Raw genomic sequence first — 24,784 nt, 5'->3', positions numbered from 1 at the left:
GTTCGAGCCCCGTCAACCGCGCCACTTTCCCTTTCTTCCGGATGCATTGCGTATATGCGCGGAATCGAGGCCGTCAGGCCGCCGCGCATCGCCGGTCCGCCTGGACGGGCCGGCGATACGTAACCACGCGTGTAACGCTCGGGCGTCGTTCGGGAACACGGGCTCAAAGCGCTGCCGCCCCGATGGTTCGTCGCCGCCCCGCGGACCGGCGCTGCGCGGCGTGTCGCGCGTGCAGATGCGGTGTCAGAACCCCGAACCGGACAGGGCAATCTGCAGGACCTGTGCCGGGCCGACGCCGAGCACAAGCCCGGCGATGGCGCCGAGCGAGACCGCCCAGCCGGCGTCGCGCCGCCAGAGGCGAAGCACGGTGCGCCCGATCTTCCATGCGAAGGCGACCATCGAGGCGGCGACCAGCAGGACCAGGGCCATCATGAGCATGTCGCCTTGCGCCTCCAGGGCAGGGGCGCCCGCGATGCGGGCCTGAATATCCGGCAGGCTTTGCGCGAGTTTGATCGTGCCGAAGAGCCAAAGCCCTCCAAGCGCGAACCGGAGCGCGGCGCCCGCCTTGCCGGGGCTGGCCTCGCTGTCCGGTTCCGGCTGCGCAATCGCAGGAAAGGGCTCTGTGGGAGTGGACTGGCGGGGTGTGCGGGCGGGTGGCGGGCTTTTTTTGGCCGGGGAGGCGGCGGTGGCCTCCTGCTGGAGCTTCAAGAGGCGCTGTTCGAAGATTCCGTCGGCCATGATCCTGTCCCTTGCGGATGCGGCAGGAGAATGGCGGTAAATTGCGTCGCCCGTTGGGCAATTTCTTGCAAGCGCGCGGAAGGACGCCGCGAATGCGGTGGAATGCGCCGCGAAACGGGAACGCCCCGGTGGCGCGTTTCAGCGGCGACGCGGCGGACCCCCGTCACGGGCGTCCGCCGCGCGGCGGGAACGTTCAGCGCGACAGCGCGGCGAGGACGCGCGCCCAGCTGCGAATACCCTTGTGAAAGCTCTTCACGTCGTATTTCTCGTTCGGCGAGTGGATCGCGTCGTCGTCGTTGGCGAAGCCGATGAGCATCGCGTCCATACCAAGGATGTCCTTGAAGAAACCGGCGATCGGGATCGACCCGCCCATGCCGACGAGCACCGCCTCGCGCTCCCACTCGTCGGTGAGCGCGCCGCGGGCGGCGTCGAACTCGGGTCGGTCGGTGTTCATCACGGCGGCCGGCGCGCCGTCGAGATTGCCATCCCAGGTGACGGTGGCATCGGGCGAGAGCCGCGCCTCCACATGGGCACGGATCTTGTCGCGCAAGCGGTCGGGGTCCATGTCGCCCACGAGGCGGCAGGTGATCTTGCAATGCGCCTGGGACGGGATCACCGTTTTCGTCCCCGGACCCATGTAGCCGCCCCAGAGCCCGTTCACCTCCAGCGTGGGCCGGGCCCATTGCTGTTCCAGCGTCGAGTAGCCGGTTTCGCCGTGCGGGCGGGTGTAACCGACGCTTTCGAGGTAGGTTTTCTCGTCGAAGCCGCTGTTGTTCCACTGCCGCTTGATCTCGTCGGGCACCTCGTGGACGCCTTCGTAGAAACCTTCCACGGCAACGCGGCCATCGGCGTCGTGGAAGCTGGCGACGATGCGCGCGATCTCCCTGAGCGGGTTGAGGCCCGGGCCGCCGTAGTGGCCGGAATGCAGGTCGATGCGCGGGCCGGTGACGGTGAACTCGTCCTTCAGCATGCCGCGCAGTTGCGACGCGATCGAGGGCACGCCGGGCGAGACCATGCTGGTGTCGCAGATGACCGCCAGATCCGCAGTCAGTTCCTCGGCGTTCTCGCGCATGAAGGGGATCAGAGAGGGGGAGCCGGATTCTTCCTCGCCCTCGAAGAAGAAGGAGATTCGGGCGGGCAGGGTGCCGTGCACGGCTTTCCACGCGCGGCATGCCTCGACAAAGGTCATCAACTGTCCCTTGTCGTCGGAGGCCCCCCGGCCGCGGATCACTTTGCCGTGTTCGGTCTCCTGGATTTCCGGCTCGAAGGGCGCGGTTTTCCATTGGTCCAGCGGGTCAACCGGCTGCACGTCATAGTGCCCGTAGAACAGGATATGCGGCCCCGATTCCGCGCCGGTATGGCCGACGACCATCGGGTGGCCGGGGGTCGGACGGCTGGCCGCATCGAGCCCGAGCGATGCGAGATCGGCCGCCAACCACTCCGCGGCGGCCGCGCAATCGGCCGCGTGGGCCGGATCGGTGGAGATCGACGGAATGCGCAGGAGCGTCATCAGGCGGTCGAGCGCCTCGGGCAGATCGGCGTCGATCCGGTCGAGTACGGGGGCAAGGCGGGCATCATCCATGGGGGGCTCCTGAAAGCGGTCGGCGCGACCCTATCACCGGGCGCGGGGCTGTCCAGTGGGCGCGGGGACGGGTCGACAAGGGCGCGGCATCTGCCTAGGTTGCGCGGCAATCGAAGTGGAGACACCTGACATGCGCATCATCGCACTGGCCCTGCTGGCCACTCTGGCCGCGCCGCTTGCCACCGCCCAGGCCGTCGATAGCAAGGCCGCAAAACGTATGCTTTTCAGTGACAAGGGTGGTGTCGCTCAGGTAGCGCAGTTGGACTTTGTGGACGACGCCGTGGCCAAGGCGCTGAAAGCCGCGGCCGGGCAGATCCCCTATTACGGTGCGATTGCCGTCTCGCCCGGCGAACCGACGAGTTCGAACCTGATGGCGACGATGGCGAATTACCACTCCGTCGAAGCGGCGTCGGCGGCGGCACTTGCCAATTGCAACGCCCGCCGCACCAGCGGAAAGGCCTGCGTCGTTATCGCGACGATCACGCCGAAGCGGTTCAAGGCGCAACCCCTCACCCTTTCGGTGCAGGCGACACAGGCCTTCAACAAGGAGTACCGCAAGCTCAAGGCGCCCAAGGCGCTGGCCATTTCCGACAAGGCGGGCGTGTTTGGATATGATCGTGGCGATGGCGGGCGGGCGCTCGCGAAGTGCCAGGCGGCAGCTGCGGAGCGCGGCGCATCCGACTGCCGTATTGCTATTTTCGATCAATGAGTGCACAAAACATATTCACAAAACGATAGATGAGCGTCAATTTGCGCCATATCAATGCGGCGGTTCGCATTTAGTGTGAACCAACCGACAGGAAAACGCGCCAATAAGCCGAGGTTAACCCAGGTGACACAGAAAGCCCGCTACACCGCCGCCGTAGAGAGCGCCATCGACAAGCTTCACGAAGAGGGGCGTTACCGAACCTTCATCGACATCGAGCGGCATCGCGGGCAATTCCCCCATGCGATGTGGCGGCGGCCGGACGGGACGGAGACGGAGATCACCGTCTGGTGCGGCAACGACTACCTGGGCATGGGGCAGCATCCGGTGGTCCTTGCGGCAATGCACGAAGCACTGGAAGCCACGGGGGCGGGCTCCGGCGGCACGCGCAATATCAGCGGCACGACCGTCTACCACAAACGACTCGAGGCCGAACTGGCGGATCTGCACCGCAAGGAGGCGGCGCTGATCTTCACGTCGGCCTATATTGCCAACGATGCGACACTTTCGACACTGCCGAAACTGTTGCCTGGCCTCATCATTTACTCCGACGAGTTGAACCATGCCTCGATGATCGAGGGCATTCGCCGCAACGGCGGCGCCAAGCGGGTGTTCCGGCACAATGACGTGGAGCACCTGCGCGAGCTGCTGGCGGCCGATGACCCGGCTGCGCCCAAGCTGATCGCTTTCGAATCCATCTATTCGATGGACGGAGATTTTGGCCCGATCGAGGCGATTTGCGATCTGGCCGACGAATTCGACGCCCTGACCTATATCGACGAGGTTCACGCCGTGGGCATGTATGGCCCACGCGGCGCCGGCGTGGCCGAGCGGGACGGGCTGATGGGGCGGATCGACATCATCAACGGCACCCTTGCCAAGGCCTATGGGGTGATGGGCGGCTACATCGCATCGAGCGCGAAAATGTGCGATGCCATAAGATCTTACGCGCCGGGGTTCATCTTCACGACGTCGTTGCCGCCAGCCGTGGCGGCCGGGGCTGCGGCCTCCGTGCGGCATCTGAAGACCGATCAGGACTTGCGGGACAAGCAACAACGCCATGCCCGTATTCTGAAAGCCCGGCTGAAGGCGATGGGCCTTCCGATCATCGATCACGGCTCGCATATCGTGCCGGTGATCGTTGGCGACCCGGTTCATTGCAAGCAACTTTCGGACATGTTGCTGGAAGATTTCGGCGTTTACGTGCAGCCGATCAACTTCCCGACGGTTCCGCGCGGCACTGAAAGACTGCGGTTCACGCCCTCGCCCGTGCACAGCCCGGAGATGCTGGACGGGCTGGTTCGGGCAATGGACAACCTGTGGTCTCAATGCGCACTGAACCGCCAAGAGTTAACAGCCTGACCTTTCTGCATGTGCATGACTGAAAAGCCTGTGTTAGCCTGATCTCAATGGTGGGTGGATATACGAATCACTTACCCCCAGGGGACAACGTTTGGCACAAACGGGGACGGGCAGATGATTGGGCGCCGAGAGCAGCCCAAGGCGGAAGAGGCACAGGCTCCACAACGGGGCTTTGACGACTATGAACTCCGCCTTGGCGATGTGATGCGGGGCGAGCGTGCGACCATGGGCAAGTCGCTGCTCGACGTGCAACGCGAATTGAAGATCAAGGCCTCCTTTATCGCAGCCATCGAGAATGCCGACGCGGCCGCGTTCGAGACACCCGGTTTCGTTGCAGGCTACGTCCGCTCCTATTCCCGCTACCTCGGTCTCGACCCGGAATGGGCCTTCGAGACCTTCTGTCGTGAGGCCGATTTCGTGTCCGCCTCCACCAAGGATATTCTGGCAACCCCGCCCAGTTCCAACAAGCCGGTTTTCCGCAAGAACCCCACGGCCAAGCCGGAAGGGTACGATCCCTTCGCCGACCCGCGCGTGTCCTTCGCCCCCAAGGCGGCCAGCCCGCTGTCGCAGATCGAGCCGCGCGCCATCGGTTCGACGCTTGTGCTGCTGGCGCTGATCGGGGCCGTCGGCTATGGCGGCTGGTCGGTCCTGCAGGAGGTGCAACGCGTTCAGGTCACGCCGGTCGACCGGGCCCCGCTCGCGGTAGCCGCCGTGGATCCGCTCGCCGGTGTCGAGCGGCCCGAGGAGGAGAGCGAGCCGGAAGTCGCGGGAACGGCGCCGGTGGCGCCGGATTCGCTGGATCGCCTTTATCGGCCGCAGGCGCTCGACGTGCCGGTGATGGTCGCCCGCGACGGGCCTATCGCGGCGCTGGACCCGCAGACGGTCGGCGCGCTGGCGAGCCCCATGCCGTTCCGCGAACCGCTGCCGGTGGACCATACCTTCCTGGCGGCGATGCCCGACGGCGGTGCCGCCTTCGAGGACGTCGCGACAGCGGTTGCGTCGGTTGGCACGAAGAACGGCGCAGCCACGCCGCGCGTGACGGAAGACGTCCCCGAGGTGATGCTTGTCGCTGTCCGCCCGGCCTGGGTCCGGGTTCGTGCCGGCGACGGCTCCATCCTGCTGGAGAAGATCCTCAACCCCGGCGATACCTTCGTCGTGCCCCAGACCGAAGAACCGCCGACGCTGCGCACCGGGGCGGCCGGCGCACTCTATTTCGCGGTCAACGGCCAGACCTACGGGCCGGCGGGCGCGGAGGGGGCGGTTGTCGACAAGATCGCCCTGAACCCCGCCGCCTTGACGGACAGTTTCGCCATGGCCGATGCGACGTCCGGCGAGGACGCCCGGAAAGCGGTTGAGGTCGCGCAGGCGACGATCTTCGCGGAGCCTGAAGCCGATGACGGGGAGCCGCAAGCGCCGGACGGCGACGGCCGGTAGAGCCGCCGCGCGCGTGAACCGGTTGTTCCCGTTACACGGGGCCTCTAGATAAGGGGCAGGCAACACGATCCGAGGTCCGTCATGACGATCAACCACGTGCGCCCCTGGCGCAATGTCTATCGCCGCGAGAGCCGGCAGATCTCGGTCGGGCCGGTGAAGGTTGGCGGCGACGCGCCGATATCGGTGCAGACGATGACCAACACGATCACCACCGATGTGGCTGCGACCGTTGCCCAGGTGCAGGCGGCTGCCGACGCCGGGGCGGACATCGTGCGGGTGTCGGCGCCGGACGAGGCCAGCGCGCGGGCGCTGAAGGAGATCGTCGCCGAGAGCCCGGTGCCGATCGTGGCGGATATCCATTTCCACTACAAACGCGCCATCGAGGCGGCCGAGAGCGGCGCCGCCTGCCTGCGGATCAACCCCGGCAACATCGGTGACGAGAGCCGGGTGCGCGAGGTGATCGCGGCGGCGCGCGACCACGGCTGTTCCATCCGCATCGGCGTGAATGCCGGGTCGCTGGAGAAGCACCTGCTGGAGAAATACGGCGAACCGTGCCCGGATGCGATGGTCGAGAGCGGCATGGACCACATCCGCATCCTGCAGGACCACGATTTCCACGAGTTCAAGATCTCGGTGAAGGCCTCCGATGTGTTCATGGCGGCCGCGGCCTATCAGCAGCTGGCCGAGCAGACGGATGCGCCGATCCATCTCGGGATCACCGAGGCCGGCGGGCTGATGTCCGGCACGGTGAAATCCGCCATCGGGCTGGGCAACCTGCTGTGGATGGGGATCGGCGATACGCTGCGCGTGAGCCTGTCGGCCGACCCGGTCGAGGAAGTGCGCGTGGGCTACGAGATCCTCAAGTCGCTCGGCCTGCGGCATCGGGGGGTGAACATCATCTCCTGTCCGTCCTGCGCGCGGCAGGGGTTCGACGTGATCAAGACGGTGGAGATCCTCGAGAAGCGCCTGGAGCATATCAAGACACCGATGAGCCTCAGCATCATCGGCTGCGTCGTGAACGGGCCGGGCGAAGCGCTGATGACCGACGTGGGCTTCACCGGCGGCGGGGCCGGGAGCGGGATGGTCTATCTCGCCGGTCGGCAGAGCCACAAGATGTCCAACGACCAGATGATCGACCACATCGTCGAACAGGTGGAGACGAAGGCCGCCGAGATCGACGCGGCCGACGACGTTCAGGCGGCGGAGTAGCCAAACCACATTTCAGGTTGTGCGGCCGGACGATGCTGGCCAGCCGGTGCCAGGGCGTTCGCCATTGGCGCGAGATGGGGCCTGTCGCCAACCGCGTTCAAACCCTTGAGTTGAAGCCGCGATTGGCGAATCTGGATTGCCGCGAAGCGCTCTAGTGCCCCGACAGGACCAGGGTTTGCACCGGCAGAAGCATCGCCTGGATCCGCAGGATCAGCGCGTGCAGCAATCCGACCGTGTCCACCATGTGCAGGAACAGCCAGCGCCCGACCGAGAGATCCTCGTCTCCGTGCAGGACGTCGTGGTTGTTCGTGTAGAGGTTGGCGATGCATTTCGAGCCGGGAGGGATCTGATCCGTCCCGCCCTCGAAGAGCGGCGACATGCGAATTGCGATCGTGCCCGGGCGGGCGCGGTCCTGAATGTCGACCAACTGGTCCGAGGGCCGGAACTGGCCTGCCGCGACGTATTCCTGCACATAGGAAACCTGCATCGGCACGATCTTCATGGGCAACGAGGCACAGGTGATCTCGCCGATCATTCCAACCTTGATGACGGGCTTGTTGACTTGCTTGAAGCCCGCCTGAAATTCGCCATCCATGACTTCGGCCGCGACGAGTACACCGGCGGGGCGGAGCAACGGATTGACGACATCGCCCGGTTGCAGGCCGAATTGCTGAATGTCGCCAGTGATCGCTGCCGATACGACCGTTTTTTCCAATTCGACCTCCGCTTGCGCGAGGCTGGCTTCCGCGCTTGCCAGCTGCGCTGGCAATTGCTCGTTGATCTTGGCTTCCACGGCCTGCTTTTGCGCCTCGGCGGAATCCAATCCCGCGATCCGCTCGTCGACGACGTTCTGGAGCCGCTCGACCTCGCGTTCGCTGGTCGCGGGGCTGCCTTCCGTCAAGAGCTTGTTCCGGACGTCGAATTCTTCCTGCGCCTGGTTCAAGGCTGCCTTCGCCTGGTTGATCAGGCTTTCGGCTGCGGCGAGTTCGGCGTCGGCCGTCACGAAGGCGACTTCGATCTCCTTGACCTTGCTCTCGGCGGTGAGAACGGCCGCGCGCTGTGCGCTGTCGTCGAGCGCGAACAGAACGTCGCCGGCTTCCACACGTTCACCATTCACGACCATCACTTCTTTTACCCGCCCGGGTTTCTCGGGAAGGATCGAGACGGTGCGGAAGAAGCTCGTCGCGTCGGTGGTGGAGGGGTGATAGTAAAAGACGATGGTGATCAGGGTGATCGTCAGCATCAGGCACCCGGTGAGACCGTATCGCAGTTCATACCAGACGGAGAAAAGCGTGAGCTCGCGGCCGAAGCGCTTTCCCTGGGCGAAACGGCGATAGAGATAGTCGGGCAGGACCGTGAAGAGCCCGCAGAACATCAACTCAAACATTCTTGTCGTCCTCCCGTCCTTCCCAGGAATCCCGATCTACGAAATCGCCCACGGCGGCGCGGTTTTCACGGTTCGCATCCGCGGTTGGGCGCGCGGCGAGGGCCTCCGATCCCGACAACTTCTGCAAGGACGTGGCCATGGACCGTATTGGCGTAATGAAATCCGGCAACGAGATCGCGGCGACGAGAAGCGCGGCGATCCAGAAGGCATTGTTGTGAGTGAACAAGGCAATCAGCGCGAGGATCGCAACGAGCTGATATTGCACCGGGTGTTTGGTATGCGCCATTTGCTCGGGCAGCGCATGCAGCCGGAAGTAGAACGCGCCGATCACGAAGATCAGAAACAGCATGAAAACCACGACGACAATGAACAAGACATCCGCCGATCCGGGTTCGACAATGAATGCCGGGTAATGCACCGCGTCGGTGCCGCCTGTTTCGCTGGCCACTGCGTTCTCCCCTTTCCCGTGCCGTTGATCGTCCCTAAGCTACCCTCGTCCGAGGGGCAACTCAAAGCAATTGCGGCATCTTTTGGAGTAGCGTCTTCCGGTCAACTGCCCTCGCGGACGTCTTGCACCACGTTCTTCATGCCATCGTAGGGCAGGTAGCCGCGCAACAGCGTGTCGCCGACGACGAAGGTGGGGGTGCCGGAAATCTGCAACCGCTGTGCTAGTGCGTGATTCTCGGCGATCACGGCATCGACCGCGGGGTCGTCCATCGCGGCGAGGATCGCATCGGCGTCGAGGTCGAGGTCGGAGGCGAGCGCACGTATCGACAGGTCGTTCACCTCGCCGCGGAAGTTGATCAGCGCGTCATGCACGGCTTCGTAGGCATCGTCGCCGAGCGCCTTGCGGGTTGCCAGTGCGACGCGCGACGAGGCGGTGGATTGCTCGCCGAGGATCGGGAATTCCTTGAGGATCAGCTTGATGTTTCCGTCGTCCGCGACCAGCTGGCTGACCTCCGGATAGGCCTTCCGGCAATAGCCGCAGCGGTAGTCCACGAATTCGACAATCGTCACGTCGCCGTCGGGGTTTCCGCCGATCCAGTCGCCGTCGCTCTCGAAGAGATCCGCGGCATTGGCCTGTACCAGCGCGACGTCGTTGCTTGCCTGTTCCTGCTTCTGGCGGTCCTCGAGCACGGCGATGGCTTCCATCAGCACCTCGGGGTTTTCCAGAAGATAGGCGCGCACCTCTGCGCGGAATGCGTCGCGCTCGCCGTCCGTCAGCTCTGACAGATCGAGTGCGGCGGCAGGCAGGACGGCGAAACCGGCAAGGGCGGCAGCGAGGGGCAGGGGTTTCATCGGCGGGTTTTCCTCTTCTCTTGGGTTTCGGCGGCAAGCAGGATGTCCTGCGCGCGACGCCACCCTGTGGAACCGCGGGGCAACAGCCCCGAGGCGCGTTTGGCATGTATGGCGGCATCCTTCAAGCGACCGGAAAGCGCATATCGCTCGGCGGTGACGACCGAGGCCATGCCAGTCTCGCCAATGCGGGCATAGGCGAGACCCAGATCGCGAAGCATCGACGGGTTCACGGGATCGACGCTGCGGGATTTTTCCAGAACTTGCAGCGCCTTGGCATTGGACGCTGCGGTATCCTGCGCCAGCAGGGCGCGGCCGTAACCGGCGAGGATCAGCGGCTGGCTAGGGGCCAGTTCCACGGCGCGGGCGTAGGCCGACGTGGCGGCGCCGAATTGCCGCGATTCGAGCAGGATCCACCCTTTGAGCTCGTGCGCGTAGGCGTCGTCGGGACGTTTCGCGATGAGCTGGTCGGCGGCGGCCAGCGCCGGTCCGGTCTTGCGCGCCTGATGGTTGGCGACCGCGCGCGCGACAAGTGCCGCATCGGAGGTGTCGCCTTTCTTGATCCGGCGCAGGGTCCAGCCGGGATTGCGGAGGTAGGCGGAGAGCTTCGCATGGGCGCGGCCATACCAGTAGGCGGACGCCGCATCGGTGCCCGAGATCCCCTTGCCGTAGGCGGCGGCATAGCCCCGGGCGGCGCGCAGCCGGTCGCGCGAGAGCGGGTGGCTGAGCACGTAGGGGTCCTGCCGCCCGGCGGAGAGCGCCTCCTGGCCGCTGAAGATCTCCAGCACCTCGACGAAGCCCGACGGGTCGATCCCGGCGCGGGAGAGGTATCGCAGGCCGGATTGATCGGCGGAGGCTTCCTCGGCGCGGGTATGGCTCAGGAAGACGCGCTGCGCGGAGCTTTGGGTGCCGATCGCGACGCCGGCCGCCGCGCTCGGGCTCTGGGTGGCCAGGGCGGCGGAGAGCGCCAGGCCGATCATTGCCGCGTTGCGGGCGTTGCGGGCATTTTCGGGGCGCCGGGTCAGGTGCCCATTCGCGATATGGGCGACCTCGTGGGCGATGACGCCCTGCAGCATCTCCGGGCGGGTCATTTTCAGCATCAGACCGGAGTGGATCATGATCGTCTGCGAGTTCAGCACGAAGGCGTTCAGGCTGCTGTCGTCCAGCACGAGGATCTTGACCTGTGCCGGGGAGAGGCCGGCGGCGACGATGATCGGGCGTGCGAGTTCGCGCAGCGAGCGTTCCAGCTCCGCATCGCGCAGGATGGTTTGAGCCCGCGACGTGCCGGGGGCGCCGAGAACGAGCGCCAGCGCGAGCGTCAGCGCCATGAGGCGTCCTGCCATCCAGCCTGCCATTGAAGCGCCTGTCCCCCCTGGGCTATGCCCCGCAGGGCAGATTGCGGGCAGTAAAGGAGAAAGCGATGCGGGCATCAAGGCGCGGAATGGTCGATCCCTTCATCGTGATGGACGTGATGGAGGCCGCGCGGCAGGCTGAGGCCGCGGGACGCCATGTGATCCATATGGAGGTGGGCCAGCCGGGAACACCGGCGCCCGTCGGCGCGCGCGCGGCTTTGGCGCGGGCGATGGAGCAGGACGCGCTCGGCTACACCGTGGCGCTTGGCCTGCCGGCGCTGCGCCAGCGGATCGCGCGGCTCTACGGCGCGTGGTACGGGCTGGACCTGAACCCCGACCGCGTGATCGTGACACCCGGTTCCTCGGGCGCCTTCCTGCTGGCCTTCAGCGCGCTTTTCGATGCCGGCGACCGCGTGGGGCTGGGGGAGCCAGGGTACCCCTCCTACCGCCAGATCCTCCGCGCGCTGAGCCTTGAACCAGTGGGGATACAGACGGCGCCAGCGCACCGGCTGCAACCGGTTCCGGCGGATGTCCCCGACGATCTGGCGGGGCTCATCGTGGCCTCGCCGGCGAATCCGTCGGGCACGATGCTGAACCGCGAGGCGCTCGCGGCGCTGGTGGAGCGTGCCGCAGAGATCGGCGCCGCTTTCGTCTCCGACGAAATCTACCACGGTATCCAGTACGAGGGGCGGGCGATCACCGCGCTGGAAATCAGCGACGACGTCTGCGTGATCAACTCGTTCTCCAAGTATTTCTCCATGACGGGCTGGCGCGTCGGCTGGATGGTGGTGCCGGAATCCGACGTGCGCGTGTACGAAAGACTGATGCAGAACATGTTCATCTGCGCCCCCAACGCGAGCCAGGTGGCGGCGCTGGCGGCGATGGACTGCGAGGCGGAGTTGCAGGACAACCTCGCCGTCTACCGGGAAAACCGGCGGCTGATGATGGAGGGGCTGCCGAAGGCGGGGTTCGACCGTATCGCGCCCCCGGACGGGGCCTTCTACGTCTATGCCGATGTCTCCGACCTGACGGACGACAGCCTTGCCTTCAGCCGGGAGATCCTCGACCGCGCCGGCGTTGCCGTGACACCGGGGCTGGATTTCGACCCGCGGCGCGGGCAGGGGACGTTGCGCTTCTCCTACGCGCGGGCGACCGCGGATATTTCCGAGGGGCTGGAGAGGCTCCGCGACTTCATGAACAAACGCTGACGAAATCGCGCCTCGCGCTGGCGGGTTCGGTTTGCCCCGATCTCCCGGCCCCACTATGGTGGCGGCAAAAGGAAACGGATCGATTCCGGGCAGTCTCATGATCAGGTTTTTCGCGTTGCTCGTCGCGGCGATGCTCGCGTTCGGCACTCCGTCCGGAGCGCAGGGTCTCTTTGCGCTCGCCCGTCTGGACACGGAGCGCTCGCAGATCGAGGACCGGCCCGACGGGTTCGACCTGACGCTGACGATCAGCCAGCCGGTTCCTTACCGCGTGCAAACGCTCGCCGATCCGCCGCGACTGGTGATGGACTTCCGGGAAGTGGATTTCGACCCGCTGCGGCCCGGCGGGCTCGGCTACAGCGCCGCCGTGGACGCCGTTCGCCACGGCGCAATCCAGGCCGGATGGTCGCGACTTGTCATCGACCTGACCGGACCCTTCGCGGTGGATACTGCTGGAATGCAGGTCGACGACAGCGATGGAAGCGCCCGGATCGACGTGATGCTTCGCGAGACCGACCCGACAACCTTCGCGGCGCGGTCAGGTGGCAGTTCCAGCCGCGCCTTCCCGCGCAAAGGGTCGGAGAGCCGCCCGGCGCGCCGGCCAAACGAGGCGGACGACGGGAAGCTGACGGTGGTTCTCGATCCCGGGCACGGCGGGATCGACCCGGGAGCGGTGCGCGATGGTGTCCACGAAGCTGACCTCGTGCTGACGTTCGCGCGCGAGTTGCGCGAGGCCCTCAGGCGCACGGGAAAGTACAACGTCGCGATGACCCGCGACTCGGATGCCTTCGTCTCGCTGGAGGCGCGTATCGACGTGGCGCGGCGCGCAAATGCCGATATTTTTCTGTCCCTGCATGCCGATGCCGTGCTCGAGGGGATCGCGAGCGGCGCACAGGTCTATACCCTGGCCGAGGAAGCCTCGTCGCGCGCCTCCGCGAAGCTCGCGGAACGGCATAACCGCGACGACCTGCTTGCTGGCGTCGACCTGACCGAGCAGGACGACGAGATTGCACGCGTGCTCATGTCCATGGCGCGGATCGAGACCGTCCCCCGCACCGACGCGCTGGCCGACGCGTTGGTGGACGGGTTCCGGGATGCCGGGGTGCGGCTGCACAAGCGGCCGCGCGACTTCGCGGGGTTTTCCGTTCTGAAGGCGCCGGATATACCGTCCGTTCTTATCGAACTGGGCTTCATGTCGAGCCCGGGGGAGCTGGAGAAGCTGCAAGACGGCGCGTGGCGGGCAAAGGCCGCCTCGGCCATCGTTTCAGCCGTGTCCGCCTGGGCCGAGGAGGATCGTGCCCGTGCAGGGCTCCGGCGCCAGTAAGCCGGAGGCTGTGCGGGCAGATCTGTTGGTAAGAGATTTGCAGCGGGCATTCCAAGGATCATGCGCCGTGCCGCGTCGAACCGAATGTGACGACCCCACGGATACGTGATTGCGCCAGCCGCCTTGGCTGGGCTATCCGCCGCCGTTGCGTTTTGACCCGCCCGAACACGTTGCGTATAACCGCCGCCAGATACAGACAGGACACATTCATGTTGCGCGCCTTCTTCAGCCTATTGGGCGGCCTATTCACCTTGATCGTTACGGGCGTGCTTTTCGTCGCGCTGATCGGTGGTGGCGTGATCTGGATGTACGGTCGCGACCTGCCGGACCATGAGGAACTGGCCAGCTATACCCCGAAGACGATCAGCCGTGTCTATTCCGGCGAGGGCGGCATCATCGACGAATTCGCGGTGGAGCGGCGGCTGTTCGTGCCGGCCGAGGACATCCCCGATCTGGTCAAGCACGCTTTCATCTCGGCCGAGGACAAGAACTTCTACGAGCACAAGGGCTACGATCCTGCCGGTATCGCCAAGGCGGTCTTCGATGCGACGCAGGGCGCGCGCCTGCGCGGCGCCTCGACCATCACGCAACAGGTGATGAAGAACTTCCTGCTGTCCTCGGACCGCTCGGTGGAGCGGAAGATGAAGGAGATCCTGCTGGCGGCGCGGGTCGAACAGGCGCTCGACAAGGAGCGCATCCTTGAACTGTATCTCAACGAGATCTTTCTTGGCGCGAATTCCTTCGGCGTCGCGGCGGCCGCGCAGAGCTATTTCAACAAGGCGCTCGTGGAGTTGGAGCCGCACGAGGCGGCCTATCTGGCCGCGCTGCCGAAGGCGCCGTCGAACTATCACCCGGTCTTCCAGAAGGACGTGGCAACGCAGCGTCGCGACTTCGTGCTGAAGGAGATGTACGAGAACGGCTATCTCGACCGCGCGACCTACGAGGCCGAGCGCGAACAGCCGCTGCGCACTGTCCAGAATGGCGATTTTCCGTCGTTCCGTCGCAACCTGCCGCCGCGCGACTATTTCACGGACGAGATTCGCCGGCAGCTTTCCACGGATTTCGGAAAGGATGAGTTCTTCGGCGGCGGCCTCACGATCCGCGCGACGGTCGATGCGGAGTTGCAGGTCGCGGCGGCCAAGTCGTTGCGCCGGGCGCTTGAGGACTATGACCGCGGGCGGGGGCTCTGGACGAAGAGCAAGACACAAGTCCCGGTGGACTCGCTTGAGACCGAAGCCGCGTGGCGGGCGGCGCTCGCCGAGGTGGAAGTTGCACGTGACATCGACCTGGATGGCTACTGGTATCCGGCCGTGGTGCTTGGCATCGGCGATCAGGCGATGACGCTCGGGGCGGAGGGCGTCGAGGGCACCATTGAGGTGCCACGCGAGGACATCAAGTGGATCAAGGGCGATTTCGCCGCCAACTTCGAGCGTGGCGATGTCGTGCATGTGCGCCAGATGACAAAGGACGGCGCGTTCCTGCGCTGGTCCCTGCGGCAGGTACCGCAGGTGCAGGGCGCCTTCGTGGCGATGGACGTGCACACGGGGCGTGTGCTGGCGATGCAGGGCGGGTTCTCGTACCAGTCCTCGGTCTTCAACCGCGCAACGCAGGCGACGCGCCAACCCGGTTCGGCGTTCAAGCCCTTCGTCTACGCGGCCGCGCTGGATTCGGGCTACACGCCGGCAACGATCGTCGTGGACGCCCCGATCGAGATCAACACGCCCGACGGCGTGTGGCGGCCGAAAAACGCCTCCAACAAGTTCTATGGCCCCACGCCCCTGCGCACCGGGATCGAGCGCAGCCGGAACCTCATGACGATCCGGCTGGCGCAGGAGATCGGCATGACGACGGTGGCGCGTTATGCCGAGGATTTCGGAGTTTACGACGAGCTCTCGCCCTACCTGGCCAACGCGCTCGGCAGCCAGGAGACGACGCTCTACAAGATGGTGTCGGCCTATTCGATGTTTGCCAATGGCGGCGAGCGGGTGGAGCCGACCCTGGTGGACCGGGTTCAGGACCGCTGGGGCGCCACCGTCTATCGCCACGACCAGCGCCTGTGCCCCGATTGCCAGGTCGCGTCGTTGCAACCCGGCGCGGCGCCGCGGATCGTCTCCAACCGCCGGCAGGCGATCGATGCGATCACCGCTTACCAGCTTCGTTCGATGATGCAGGGCGTGGTGGAACGCGGCACGGCGGCCGGCACGGTCGGCGGGGCCAATCTCGGTGTGCCCGTTGCCGGCAAGACCGGCACGACGAACGACGCCAAGGACGTGTGGTTCATCGGCTTCACCTCCAACATCGCGGCCGGTTGCTACATCGGCTACGACCAGCCGCGCCCGCTGGGCCGGGGCGCATCGGGCGGCGGCATGTGCGGGCCCGTGTTCTCCCGATTCATGCGGGAGGCAATCGCCAAATACGGGGGCGGCCCGTTCGACGTGCCGCCGGGCGGCTATTTCGTGAAGATCGACCGCTACAGCGGTTCCCGGTTGCCGGACAACGCGGGCGGCGATCACGTGGTTGCCGAGTACTTCCGCGAGGGCGAAGATCCGTTCTTCGGCAACCTGGCCTTTGTGGATGGCGGTTTCGTGATGGGCTCGAACGTGCCGATGTTCTCGCGCGGCGAGTTCGACGACGACAGCCAGTCCCGCACGGTGACCACCTCCACCGGAAAGCAGGTTCAGATCGGCCCCAAGGCAAGCTTCGGCTCGTTGAGTTCGGGCGGGCTCTACTGACGCAGGCGGCATGAGGCAGGGGCGGTCGCTTGCTCCCGCACCGGCGCCACGCTATGAGGCGCATCTGACAGGAGGATGCGATGCGCGCCGAAACCCAGAACACCGTTGAAGCGATCCGGAAATCCCTCGCCCTTCTGGGACAGCGGATGGACCTGGAGACCGCCGATCACCGGCTGGAGGAGTTCAACGCGCGCGTCGAGGATCCGACGCTGTGGGACGATCCGGCGGGCGCGCAGAAACTCATGCGCGAGCGCCAGATGCTGGTGGATTCCATCGCCACCTACAAAGGTATCGAGCAGGATCTGAACGACAATGTCGAACTGATCGAACTCGGCGAGATGGAAGAGGACGAGGAGGTCGTCGCCGAAGCCGAGGCCGCGCTCAAGGCACTGGCCGAAAAGGCGGCGGAGAAGGAGCTGGAGGCGCTGCTTGACGGTGAGGCGGACGCCAACGACACCTTCCTGGAGATCAACGCGGGTGCCGGTGGCACCGAGGCCTGCGACTGGGCGCAGATGCTGCAGCGGATGTACGTCCGGTGGGCAGAGAAGCGCGGCTTCAAGGTGGAGTTGCAATCGGAGGAGGCCGGCACCGAGGCCGGGATCAAATCCGTCGCCTACAAGATTTCCGGCCACAACGCCTATGGCTGGCTGAAGTCCGAGAGCGGCGTGCATCGGCTGGTGCGGATTTCGCCGTTCGGCAAGGGCACGCGGGAAACGTCCTTTGCATCTGTCTGGGTTTACCCGGTGGTGGACGACAATATCGAGATCGACATCAACCCCGCCGAGATCCGCATCGACACCTATCGTTCCTCGGGCGCGGGCGGGCAGCACGTCAACACGACCGACTCGGCCGTGCGGATCACCCACATGCCGACGGGCATCGTCGTGACGTCCTCGGAGAAGTCGCAGCACCAGAACCGCGATATCGCCATGAAGGCGTTGCAGTCGCGGCTTTACCAGATGGAGTTGGACAAACGGAACGAGGCGATCAACGAGGCCCACGCGGCCAAGGGATCGGCCGGCTGGGGCAACCAGATCCGGTCCTACGTTCTCCAGCCGTACCAGATGGTGAAGGACCTGCGGACGAACCACGAAACCTCGGATACATCGGGTGTGCTCGACGGCGATCTGGACGGGTTCATGGCCGCGACTCTGGCGATGGACGTGGCCGGCAAAAGCCGCAGCGAGGCGCAAGCCGACGACTGACGGCGGTCGCGGCGCGGGGTTGAACGCGCGCCCGTGGCTTCACCGAAACTGCCTGCAAGGGCGGCCCTCAGCGGCGCACGGCCGGGGCTTCGAGAAGATGCGCGATCCGGCGCGCGTGGGAGACGCGCAGGAGCGCGTAATCGCTCAGGTGCTCCGCACGAACGTGCGCGCCTTTCAACTGGGGAAATATCGTCAGCAGTTCGTTCCGAACCTCCGGTGGCACGCTGCGCAGGGCTTGCGGGCCGGGCAGGAGGCTCTCTGACGGCGTGCCGTTGGAGAAGACGATTTCATGGGCATCGAAGATGAGGTGCAGGTAGTGGACGCACTTCTTGCCGCGCATCACGCGTATGCCCGGGCGCCCGACAAGCGACTTGGCCGCGACGAGCGTGTCGTGTCCCTGCGGGTTCCGCATGAGCATGCGGTGATGCGGCGAAACGACGAGGTCCGTGGTCGGCAACCCATTCCCAAGCGCGCCTGCCCGGATCTGGATCGGCTTGAACCGGGTATCGCCGTCGCGAAAATCGATGCGTCGGTGGGCAACGATGCGGATCGGCCGGATGCCGTGATCTTGCGTTACCACGAGGTCGCCGGATTTCAGCGTTTCGACACGGCGCTCGCCGTCGGGCGTCAGGATCATCGTTCCCGGGGTGAAGCACACCGGTGGGAAACCGTCGTAGGGGTCCGACTGTCCGTCCTGCTGGAAAAGAAAGTTGTAGGTGCCCGTTGGTGGAAGACCGTCGGGAAAGACGAAACCGATGATGTTGGATGCGTCGCCAGCGACGGAAACCGCCAGAATCCGGTATTGGGGGCCGCCCCAATCGCCGATGATCGCGGCATATTCGTTTTCCACCACCGTGCCGGCGGGGTAGGTGGTGCCGTCGATGGTGATGTCCGCGCCGAGGGTCTGGGACCCGTCGCTGTCATCGTCGTCGAAGGTGGAATCCGTGTCGTTGACGGTCAGCGCGGTGAGGCGTGCGTCGTCCTCGATGGTGATCGTTGCACCGTAGAGATGCCATCCGCCCGGCGAGCCGTTGAATCCCGACGACGCCGAGGTGCTCATTGATGCCAGCGTGAGGAATGGGAGATCGTGATCCATGAACCGTCCAGACAGATGCGCCGCAAATCCGATGACGAGTGTTCCGACGCCGGCCTTACGTTCGCGTTAATCAACCCGCAAGTTGGCAGGAATGCGGCCTTTACGCCGGAAAAGCTGATCCGGTCGAGGAACGTCGCGTAAGCTGACCCTTGATTTGCGCGGGCCTCCCCGGCCATGCTCCACGGCGGGAGGAGAATTCATGACAGACAGCGTGGTGCCTGAGGCATCGCCGCGCCCGGACATCGCGATCCTGGACCGCAGCGACCTCAGACATGCCCTTTCGATGGGCTGGAAAGATTTCCGACGGGCGCCGGGGTTCGGCCTCGTGTTTTCGGCGGTATACGTTCTGGGCGGGCTCATCCTGGCCTTCGTCTCCGGCGGGTTCGTTTCGCAGACGGTCATACTCGCGCTCGGCTTTCCGCTGATCGCCCCCTTTGCCGCGGTCGGGCTCTACGAGACCAGTCGGCGGATCGAGGAGGGCAGGCCGCTCGATCTGTATCAGATCTTCGGGGTGATCTGGCGGGAGAAGGACCGGCAGATCCCGTGGATCGGCGCGATCATCGTGATCTACTTCCTGTTCTATACCTTTCTGGCGCATATGATCTTTGCGCTGTTCATGGGCCTGTCGGTGATGACGAATGTCACCTCGTCGCTGGAGGCGTTTCTCACGCCCAACGGCTTGACGATGATTGCCGTGGAACTGGCCGTCGGCGCCGTACTCGGCTTCATCCTGTTCGCGCTGGTGGTGTTTTCGCTGCCGCTTCTGGTGGACAAGGAGATCGATTTCATGACGGCGATGCTGCTGAGCTTCGAGGCGGTGCGCGAAAACGTCGGCATCATGCTCCTTTGGGCGATCCTCATTGCCGTGCTGGTGGTGCTGGCGATGCTCCCGTTGTTCCTCGGGCTGCTCGTTGTTCTGCCGGTGCTGGGCCATGCGACCTGGCACCTCTACCGGCGCGCGTTGATTCACCCCGGCGCGCCGGCACCCGCGGCCTGAGCGGCGCGTTTCACGGCCCGGCCGGGGCACCGGCCCGACGGGCCGGCGTTCCGGTTGCGCTCACCGCCAGATTTCCCCGTCGATGCCTTTGCCGATATCCTCGTGTTCGGACAGGTGGAAGCGTGGCACCGCGCCGGTCTTGCGCTGGCCCAGGTAGTCCTTCGTCAGGCGCACGACGATGCCGGACAGCATCAGGATGGCAACGAGGTTGATCGTGGCCATCAGCCCCATGGAGGCGTCGGCGGCATTGAACACGGTGCTGACGCTCTGCAGAGACCCCCAGACGACCATCAGCAGCACCGCCACGCGGATCGCGGTCAGCCATGTCTTGCTGCCGAGCCCGAGGAAGATCATCGCGTTTTCGGCATAGGAGTAGTTCCCGATGATTGACGTGAAGGCGAAGAAGATGATCGCCAGTGCGATGAAATAGGGGCCGGCCGCGCCGATATGCGCTTCCATTGCCCGTTGCGTCAGGGCCATGCCGGTCACCTCGCTGCCCGGTTCCAGCACGCCGGAGAGCAGGATGATGGTGGCGGTTGCGGTACAGACGAGGAGCGTGTCGATGAAGACGCCGAGCGCCTGAACGAAGCCCTGGCTGGAGGGGTGATGCGGTTCCGGAACCGCGACGGCGGCGATATTGGGCGCCGACCCCATGCCGGCCTCGTTGGAGAAGAGGCCGCGCTTGATACCGTTCAGCATTGCCGCCATCACGCCCCCGGTCACGCCGCCTGCCGCCTCCGAGAAGCCGAAGGCACTGCCGACGATACTGGCCAGCACGCCCGGGACGGCCGTGATGTTGAGCAGCAGGATGATGATTGCCAGCAGCAGGTAGATCCCTGCCATGAAGGGCACGACGATCTCGGCGACCGAGGCGATTTTCTTCACACCGCCGAAGATCACGACGCCGGCCAGCCCCGCGATGACGATGCCGGTGACGAGGGGCGGGATCGAGCCGGCCTCGTTGAGCGCGCTGGCAATCGAATTCGCCTGAACGGCGTTGAACACGAGCCCGAAGGAGATGAGCAGACAGATGGCGAATACCGCGCCTGCCCAGGGCGCGCCGAGCCCGCGGGAGATGTAGAACGCGGGTCCGCCGCGATAGAGCCCGTATGGCCCCTTGGTCTTGTAGAGCTGTGCAAGGGTGCTTTCGGCATAAGCCGTCGCCATGCCGACGAGCGCGACCATCCACATCCAGAAAATTGCGCCCGGCCCGCCGAGGTAGAGCGCAACCGCGACGCCGGCGAGGTTGCCTGTTCCCACCCGCGATGCCAGCGACACCGTCAGCGCCTGCAGTGGCGTGATGCCGTTTTTCGTCTGTTCGGACGAGCCCGTCACGCAGCGTATCATCTCGCGGAAGTGCAGGAACTGGAGAAACCCCAGCCGGTAGGTGAAGTAGATCCCGACGGCCAGAAGGCCATATATCAGGACGTATCCCCAGAAGATCGTGTTGAGAAAATCGATCAAGAAATTCATGTCGCAGACTCCATTGGCCTGCGTCCAGCGTGCGGACCGCGCGCAAATCCGTCAACGTCTGTGTTTCCCGCAGCGGGGAGCACGTCCGAACTTGCGTTCGGAGTGGGCAACGTCGCGAGACGTTCGATCAATGCTGGGGCGAACCGGGCAAGAAAAAACGGGCAGGCCCGTGGCCACGCCCGTTTTCGATTTCTCCGGAACTGGTGCGATCAGCCCTCGGACGTCGCCGTGGCCTTCGCCGATGCCGCGCGCTGGCCGCCGGCATTGAGCGGATCGTCCTGGCGCTGCACGGAGCCCTCGAAATGGGCGCCGCTTTCGATTGCGATGGTCTTGTGGATGATATCGCCTTCCACCTTCGCGGTGGCCGTCAGACGGACCTTCAGCCCGCGCACACGCCCGACGATGCGGCCGTTGATCACCACGTCGTCGGCGATGCACTCGCCGCGGATCGTGGCGTTCTCGCCGATGGTCAACAGATGTGCCCGGATGTCGCCCTCGACGGTGCCTTCCACCTGGATATCGCCCGTCGTCTTGAGATTGCCGGTGATCGTCAGGTCGGAGGACAGCACGGACGCCGGCGGCTTCGCCTTCGGAGCCGTCGCCGGCGCGTCCATAGGGGGCAGGCCGCCCGGCTTTTTCGCGGGCTCCGTGCCCTTCGAGGTTTCGGTGTCCTTCGCAGGGCCGGGCTCGTTGATTCGGCTCTTAGAAAACATCTTTGGCTGCCTTGATAAAGTTCATAGGGTTCACGGGCTTTCCGTTCACGTGCACCTCGTAGTGAAGGTGCGTGCCGGTCGACCGTCCGGTATTGCCCATATCACCGATCCTCTGGCCTTTCGAGACCCTTTGACCCTCTTTCACGCGCAACCTGGACATGTGGCCGTACCATGTCTCCAGTCCGAATTCGTGGCGGATCTTGACCATGCGCCCGAAGCCGGAATGCCACCCGGCGGTGGTGACGACCCCATCCGCGGTTGCGTAGATCGGTGTGCCGTGGCCGGCGGCGAAGTCGGTACCGTTGTGCATCCGGCCCCACCGCGGGCCGAACCCGCTGGTGAAGCGGAACGAGTCCTTCAGCGGCATGCCGAACGGAGCCTTTTCCGCGGCGATGCGATAGAGGTTCATCCGGTCGAGCCCCTTCAGGAGCGTGTTGGCGCGCGCCTCGTCGGCCGAGGGCGGCATGCCCTTGGTGGAGAAGGAGATCGGCATCAGCGGGCCGCCCTGGCCGGAGTAGCCCTTCTTGACGGCGCTCAAGAGCTTTTCCGGTGGCAGACCGGCCTTGGTGAACATCGCCTCGAGCGGCTCCACGGACACGGTCAGCGCCTCTTCGAGCTGCGTGAATATCTTGTCGTTGCGGTCCAGGATCAGGTCGCGCTCGTAGCTGGCCGCCTCTGCCTCCTCGAATGCGAGGGCCGCTTCGCGGGCCATGTCGTCCCGCTCGGCCGCCGTGCGTTCCAGCGCGTCGTTCAGAAAGGCGAGCGTCGCATCCACTTCGGGGAGCGACGAATTTGGCATGTCGCCTGTCGCGTCGCCTTCGATCTGCGCCAACATGTCCTGCTGTTCCGACCGGGCATCGTCGCGCTCGTTCATCGTGCGCCGAAGGGCGGCCTGAACGACTCCGATCCCGGTTTCCAACTCGTGCCGGCGCGTCTCCGAGGCCAGCAGCTTCGACTGCATCGAGGAGACCTGGTCAAGCGCGGCATTGAACCGTTCGTGCGCGGCCAGCGCCTCCGCTTCGGCGGAGTCGCGGGCTTCCGACAATTCGTTCAGCCGATCCTCGTAGAGAGCCCTGTCGCGCCCAGCCTGCTCGCGGACATTTCCCGCGCCAATCGAATCCATCAGCAACACGGAGGAGGCCACAATCGCCCAGGCGACAGTGGCCGCCGCGCCGAAGACGACGAGTGCCTGGGTGCCGGGGCGCAGCCGAATGAAACGTGTGCTGGTATCGGAGCGGAGAAAGAGCCGTTGCTCTGGGAACAATCGTTCAAAGAGATTGTGAATGCGGTCGTTCGTTCGCGTGCGCAAATACCCGTCCCCGTCGTCGTGTCGCGTTCTTGTCCGGCAAGCGCATCCCCTCGGCCGCCGGTTGAAAATGACTTACGGGTCTGCTGCGTGAGGCGCAACAAGTTTGGGTTTTCGTCCCGAAACGGCGTGGAAGTCCCCATGAAACCGGCAAGAAACCGCCGATCTGATTCGGTATGGACGCGGGGGTGCGACAGCTTGCCGCGCCCCTATGTGCGGGCCGCCTCGTCGGCAAGCGGCCAGTAGAAATCCGGCGGAAGGCCGGCTTCGGCGCGTTTTTCCTCGTTGAAGGGTGGTTTCAGCGGGCCGTGGAAATACCGTCGCACGAGGGCGTGAAAGACCTCCACCGGGTCGCGGTCCTCGCGACCGCACAGGAAGTGGAACCATTTCGATCCATAGGCCACGTGATGCACCTCTTCGGCGTAAATGACCTCCAGCGCCGCAACGGTTTGCGCGTCCCCAGCCTTGCGGAAAATGTCGATCATGCCCGGGGTCACGTCGAGCCCGCGTGCCTCCAGCACCATCGGTACCACCGCCAGCCGCCCCATGAGATCCTCCGCAGTGTCCTCGGCCGCGCGCCACATGCCTGCATGTGCGGGCAGGGCGCCGTAGTGGCTGCCGTTCGCTTCAAGGCAGTCGCATATCAGGTTGAAATGCTTGGCCTCTTCATCCGCGGACTTCACCCAGTCGTCATAGAAACCCATGGGCATCGGCACGTGACCGAAGCGCGCGATGATATCCCAGTGAAGATCGACCGCGTTCAGTTCGATGTGGGCGACGGCGTGGAGGATGGCGATCCGTCCCTGCGGCGAGCCGGGCCGCCGGCGCGGAACGTCGCGCGGATCGAGCAGATCGGGCTTGGCAGGCCGGGCGGGGCGCAGCGGCGGTGCCGCCGTGCCGACCTGCATCGGCTGTTCGGCAGCGCGTGCCGCGCGCCAGGTCGCGGCGTGACGACGGGCGAGGGCCGCCTTTTCGCGCCCATCCGACGTGGTGAGAACCTCGCAGGCCATGGCGGCAAGGTTCTTCTCGATGTCATCCATGTTTCACCGTCCCTCCGTTCGGCCTTCTGCGCCGTCGCGGCGGGTGGCTGCGAGCGTGCAACCCGATGCCGCGCCGACGTATTTGCAGACGTGGGGAACGGCGGCAACCGATCAGAGCGCGCGAACGGCTTCCAATACGGCGTCCGCGTGTCCGGGCACCTTCACCTTGCGCCAGATCTGCCGGATTGTGCCTGCGCCGTCGATGAGTACCGTTGTGCGTTCGATGCCCATGAAGGTCTTTCCGTACATCTTCTTTTCCTTGAAGACGCCGTAGCGTTCGCAGACGTCGCTCTCGGCATCCGACAGCAGGGTAACGCCCAGCCCGTGTTTGTCGCGGAACTTGTCGTGTTTGGCGACGGTGTCTTTGGAGACCCCGAGCACCACGGCGCCGGCTGCCTCGAAGTCCTCAAGAGCCTCGGTGAAGGCGAGCGCCTGCTTGGTGCAACCCGAGGTGTCGTCGCGGGGGTAGAAATAGAGCACGACGGGTTTGGGCTGCAGGGTGGAAAGCGTGATCTCCCCGCCACCGTCGCGTGGCAGGGTAAAATCGGGGGCAGGGGCGTCGATGTCGATCATGTTACTGTTATCCCTTGAGGCTGGACGGCTACTTTCGTTCTAGTGCGTCAGCCG

The 24,784-nt window shown here is 65.2% G+C and carries 21 protein-coding genes; 9 read left to right on the top strand and 12 right to left on the bottom strand.

The window, feature by feature from the left end:
* Positions 1-243: 243 nt before the first annotated feature.
* Positions 244-738, bottom strand: coding sequence for a hypothetical protein (locus ARC39_RS19490; RefSeq protein ID WP_068116702.1), 495 nt, complete (start codon positions 736-738; stop codon positions 244-246).
* Between the two features lie 193 nt (positions 739-931).
* Positions 932-2,320: a dipeptidase gene (locus ARC39_RS19485; RefSeq protein ID WP_068116700.1), complete on the bottom strand. Its 1,389-nt coding sequence runs from the start codon at positions 2,318-2,320 to the stop codon at positions 932-934.
* 130 nt (positions 2,321-2,450) lie between these two features.
* Here ARC39_RS19485 and ARC39_RS19480 point away from each other — a divergent pair, with 130 nt between their 5' ends.
* The 4 genes from ARC39_RS19480 (at position 2,451) to ispG (ending at position 7,031) form a co-directional block, all read left to right on the top strand.
* Positions 2,451-3,029 (top strand): hypothetical protein, encoded by a 579-nt coding sequence (locus ARC39_RS19480; protein WP_068116698.1) that lies wholly within the window; start codon positions 2,451-2,453, stop codon positions 3,027-3,029.
* 123 nt (positions 3,030-3,152) lie between these two features.
* Positions 3,153-4,388, top strand: coding sequence for a 5-aminolevulinate synthase (gene hemA, locus ARC39_RS19475; RefSeq protein WP_068116696.1), 1,236 nt, complete (start codon positions 3,153-3,155; stop codon positions 4,386-4,388).
* A 114-nt stretch (positions 4,389-4,502) separates the two neighbouring features.
* Entirely contained in the window at positions 4,503-5,822 is a 1,320-nt protein-coding gene (locus ARC39_RS19470) for a helix-turn-helix domain-containing protein (protein WP_068116694.1), read from the top strand.
* Positions 5,823-5,903: 81 nt separating this feature from the next.
* Positions 5,904-7,031 (top strand): flavodoxin-dependent (E)-4-hydroxy-3-methylbut-2-enyl-diphosphate synthase, encoded by a 1,128-nt coding sequence (gene ispG, locus ARC39_RS19465; RefSeq protein WP_068116692.1) that lies wholly within the window; start codon positions 5,904-5,906, stop codon positions 7,029-7,031.
* A 151-nt stretch (positions 7,032-7,182) separates the two neighbouring features.
* On the opposite strand, the gene ARC39_RS19460 is transcribed toward ispG, so the two are convergent.
* The 4 genes from ARC39_RS19460 to ARC39_RS19445 form a co-directional block, all read right to left on the bottom strand.
* The gene (locus ARC39_RS19460; RefSeq protein ID WP_068116691.1) at positions 7,183-8,418 is read right to left on the bottom strand and encodes an HlyD family secretion protein; all 1,236 of its coding nucleotides are present in this window, start codon (positions 8,416-8,418) and stop codon (positions 7,183-7,185) included.
* Positions 8,411-8,866 (bottom strand): hypothetical protein, encoded by a 456-nt coding sequence (locus tag ARC39_RS19455; RefSeq protein WP_149866490.1) that lies wholly within the window; start codon positions 8,864-8,866, stop codon positions 8,411-8,413. The genes ARC39_RS19460 and ARC39_RS19455 overlap by 8 nt, the downstream gene beginning before the upstream one ends.
* Before the next feature lie 101 nt (positions 8,867-8,967).
* Positions 8,968-9,717 (bottom strand): DsbA family protein, encoded by a 750-nt coding sequence (locus ARC39_RS19450; RefSeq protein ID WP_068116689.1) that lies wholly within the window; start codon positions 9,715-9,717, stop codon positions 8,968-8,970.
* Positions 9,714-11,057: a M48 family metalloprotease gene (locus ARC39_RS19445; protein WP_068116751.1), complete on the bottom strand. Its 1,344-nt coding sequence runs from the start codon at positions 11,055-11,057 to the stop codon at positions 9,714-9,716. The genes ARC39_RS19450 and ARC39_RS19445 overlap by 4 nt, the downstream gene beginning before the upstream one ends.
* A 77-nt stretch (positions 11,058-11,134) precedes the next feature.
* Here ARC39_RS19445 and ARC39_RS19440 point away from each other — a divergent pair, with 77 nt between their 5' ends.
* The 4 genes from ARC39_RS19440 to prfB all read left to right on the top strand — a co-directional run bounded on the left by ARC39_RS19440 (position 11,135) and on the right by prfB (position 17,532).
* On the top strand, positions 11,135-12,274 hold the full coding sequence (locus tag ARC39_RS19440) for a pyridoxal phosphate-dependent aminotransferase (protein ID WP_068116688.1): 1,140 nt from the start codon (positions 11,135-11,137) through the stop codon (positions 12,272-12,274).
* Positions 12,275-12,371: 97 nt separating this feature from the next.
* Entirely contained in the window at positions 12,372-13,595 is a 1,224-nt protein-coding gene (locus ARC39_RS19435) for an N-acetylmuramoyl-L-alanine amidase (RefSeq protein WP_068116684.1), read from the top strand.
* A gap of 209 nt (positions 13,596-13,804) precedes the next feature.
* A complete protein-coding gene (locus ARC39_RS19430; RefSeq protein WP_068116682.1) occupies positions 13,805-16,327 on the top strand; it encodes a penicillin-binding protein 1A in 2,523 nt (840 codons plus the stop codon).
* An 80-nt stretch (positions 16,328-16,407) separates the two neighbouring features.
* Entirely contained in the window at positions 16,408-17,532 is a 1,125-nt protein-coding gene (prfB, locus tag ARC39_RS19425) for a peptide chain release factor 2 (RefSeq protein WP_068116680.1), read from the top strand.
* A gap of 67 nt (positions 17,533-17,599) precedes the next feature.
* Here prfB and ARC39_RS19420 read toward each other — a convergent pair whose 3' ends face one another.
* Positions 17,600-18,628, bottom strand: a complete 1,029-nt coding sequence (locus ARC39_RS19420) for a Hint domain-containing protein (RefSeq protein ID WP_068116678.1) — start codon at positions 18,626-18,628, stop codon at positions 17,600-17,602.
* 199 nt (positions 18,629-18,827) lie between these two features.
* Here ARC39_RS19420 and ARC39_RS19415 point away from each other — a divergent pair, with 199 nt between their 5' ends.
* Positions 18,828-19,625 (top strand): DUF2189 domain-containing protein, encoded by a 798-nt coding sequence (locus tag ARC39_RS19415; protein WP_068116677.1) that lies wholly within the window; start codon positions 18,828-18,830, stop codon positions 19,623-19,625.
* Between the two features lie 60 nt (positions 19,626-19,685).
* Here the strand turns inward: ARC39_RS19415 and ARC39_RS19410 are convergent, their stop codons facing one another.
* The 5 genes from ARC39_RS19410 to ARC39_RS19390 form a co-directional block, all read right to left on the bottom strand.
* On the bottom strand, positions 19,686-21,098 hold the full coding sequence (locus ARC39_RS19410; RefSeq protein WP_068116675.1) for an alanine/glycine:cation symporter family protein: 1,413 nt from the start codon (positions 21,096-21,098) through the stop codon (positions 19,686-19,688).
* A 209-nt stretch (positions 21,099-21,307) separates the two neighbouring features.
* Positions 21,308-21,811, bottom strand: a complete 504-nt coding sequence (locus tag ARC39_RS19405) for a bactofilin family protein (RefSeq protein ID WP_068116673.1) — start codon at positions 21,809-21,811, stop codon at positions 21,308-21,310.
* Entirely contained in the window at positions 21,801-23,120 is a 1,320-nt protein-coding gene (locus tag ARC39_RS19400) for a M23 family metallopeptidase (protein ID WP_068116672.1), read from the bottom strand. Before ARC39_RS19400 ends, ARC39_RS19405 begins: the two co-directional genes overlap by 11 nt.
* A gap of 206 nt (positions 23,121-23,326) precedes the next feature.
* The gene (locus ARC39_RS19395; protein WP_068116749.1) at positions 23,327-24,127 is read right to left on the bottom strand and encodes a ferritin-like domain-containing protein; all 801 of its coding nucleotides are present in this window, start codon (positions 24,125-24,127) and stop codon (positions 23,327-23,329) included.
* 141 nt (positions 24,128-24,268) lie between these two features.
* Positions 24,269-24,730: a peroxiredoxin gene (locus tag ARC39_RS19390; protein WP_068116671.1), complete on the bottom strand. Its 462-nt coding sequence runs from the start codon at positions 24,728-24,730 to the stop codon at positions 24,269-24,271.
* Between the last annotated feature and the right edge of the window lie 54 nt (positions 24,731-24,784).

This window comes from Tropicimonas marinistellae, from assembly GCF_001509585.1.
GTDB classification, from domain to species: Bacteria; Pseudomonadota; Alphaproteobacteria; order Rhodobacterales; family Rhodobacteraceae; genus Tropicimonas; species Tropicimonas marinistellae.
This window is presented reverse-complemented; position numbering and strand designations above follow the sequence as displayed.

Bases quoted from the DNA above. Each gene is read 5' to 3' on its own strand.
- ispG (WP_068116692.1), top strand. From the start codon at position 5,904: ATGACGATCAACCACGTGCGCCCCTGGCGCAATGTCTATCGCCGCGAG.
- ARC39_RS19415 (WP_068116677.1), top strand. From the start codon at position 18,828: ATGACAGACAGCGTGGTGCCTGAGGCATCGCCGCGCCCGGACATCGCG.
- ARC39_RS19395 (WP_068116749.1), bottom strand. From the start codon at position 24,127: ATGGCCTGCGAGGTTCTCACCACGTCGGATGGGCGCGAAAAGGCGGCC.
- ARC39_RS19470 (WP_068116694.1), top strand. From the start codon at position 4,503: ATGATTGGGCGCCGAGAGCAGCCCAAGGCGGAAGAGGCACAGGCTCCA.
- ARC39_RS19450 (WP_068116689.1), bottom strand. From the start codon at position 9,717: ATGAAACCCCTGCCCCTCGCTGCCGCCCTTGCCGGTTTCGCCGTCCTG.
- ARC39_RS19420 (WP_068116678.1), bottom strand. From the start codon at position 18,628: ATGGATCACGATCTCCCATTCCTCACGCTGGCATCAATGAGCACCTCG.
- ARC39_RS19445 (WP_068116751.1), bottom strand. From the start codon at position 11,057: ATGGCAGGACGCCTCATGGCGCTGACGCTCGCGCTGGCGCTCGTTCTC.
- ARC39_RS19410 (WP_068116675.1), bottom strand. From the start codon at position 21,098: ATGAATTTCTTGATCGATTTTCTCAACACGATCTTCTGGGGATACGTC.
- ARC39_RS19390 (WP_068116671.1), bottom strand. From the start codon at position 24,730: ATGATCGACATCGACGCCCCTGCCCCCGATTTTACCCTGCCACGCGAC.
- ARC39_RS19435 (WP_068116684.1), top strand. From the start codon at position 12,372: ATGATCAGGTTTTTCGCGTTGCTCGTCGCGGCGATGCTCGCGTTCGGC.
- ARC39_RS19485 (WP_068116700.1), bottom strand. From the start codon at position 2,320: ATGGATGATGCCCGCCTTGCCCCCGTACTCGACCGGATCGACGCCGAT.
- ARC39_RS19490 (WP_068116702.1), bottom strand. From the start codon at position 738: ATGGCCGACGGAATCTTCGAACAGCGCCTCTTGAAGCTCCAGCAGGAG.
- ARC39_RS19430 (WP_068116682.1), top strand. From the start codon at position 13,805: ATGTTGCGCGCCTTCTTCAGCCTATTGGGCGGCCTATTCACCTTGATC.
- ARC39_RS19480 (WP_068116698.1), top strand. From the start codon at position 2,451: ATGCGCATCATCGCACTGGCCCTGCTGGCCACTCTGGCCGCGCCGCTT.
- prfB (WP_068116680.1), top strand. From the start codon at position 16,408: ATGCGCGCCGAAACCCAGAACACCGTTGAAGCGATCCGGAAATCCCTC.
- ARC39_RS19460 (WP_068116691.1), bottom strand. From the start codon at position 8,418: ATGTTTGAGTTGATGTTCTGCGGGCTCTTCACGGTCCTGCCCGACTAT.
- ARC39_RS19440 (WP_068116688.1), top strand. From the start codon at position 11,135: ATGCGGGCATCAAGGCGCGGAATGGTCGATCCCTTCATCGTGATGGAC.
- ARC39_RS19405 (WP_068116673.1), bottom strand. From the start codon at position 21,811: ATGTTTTCTAAGAGCCGAATCAACGAGCCCGGCCCTGCGAAGGACACC.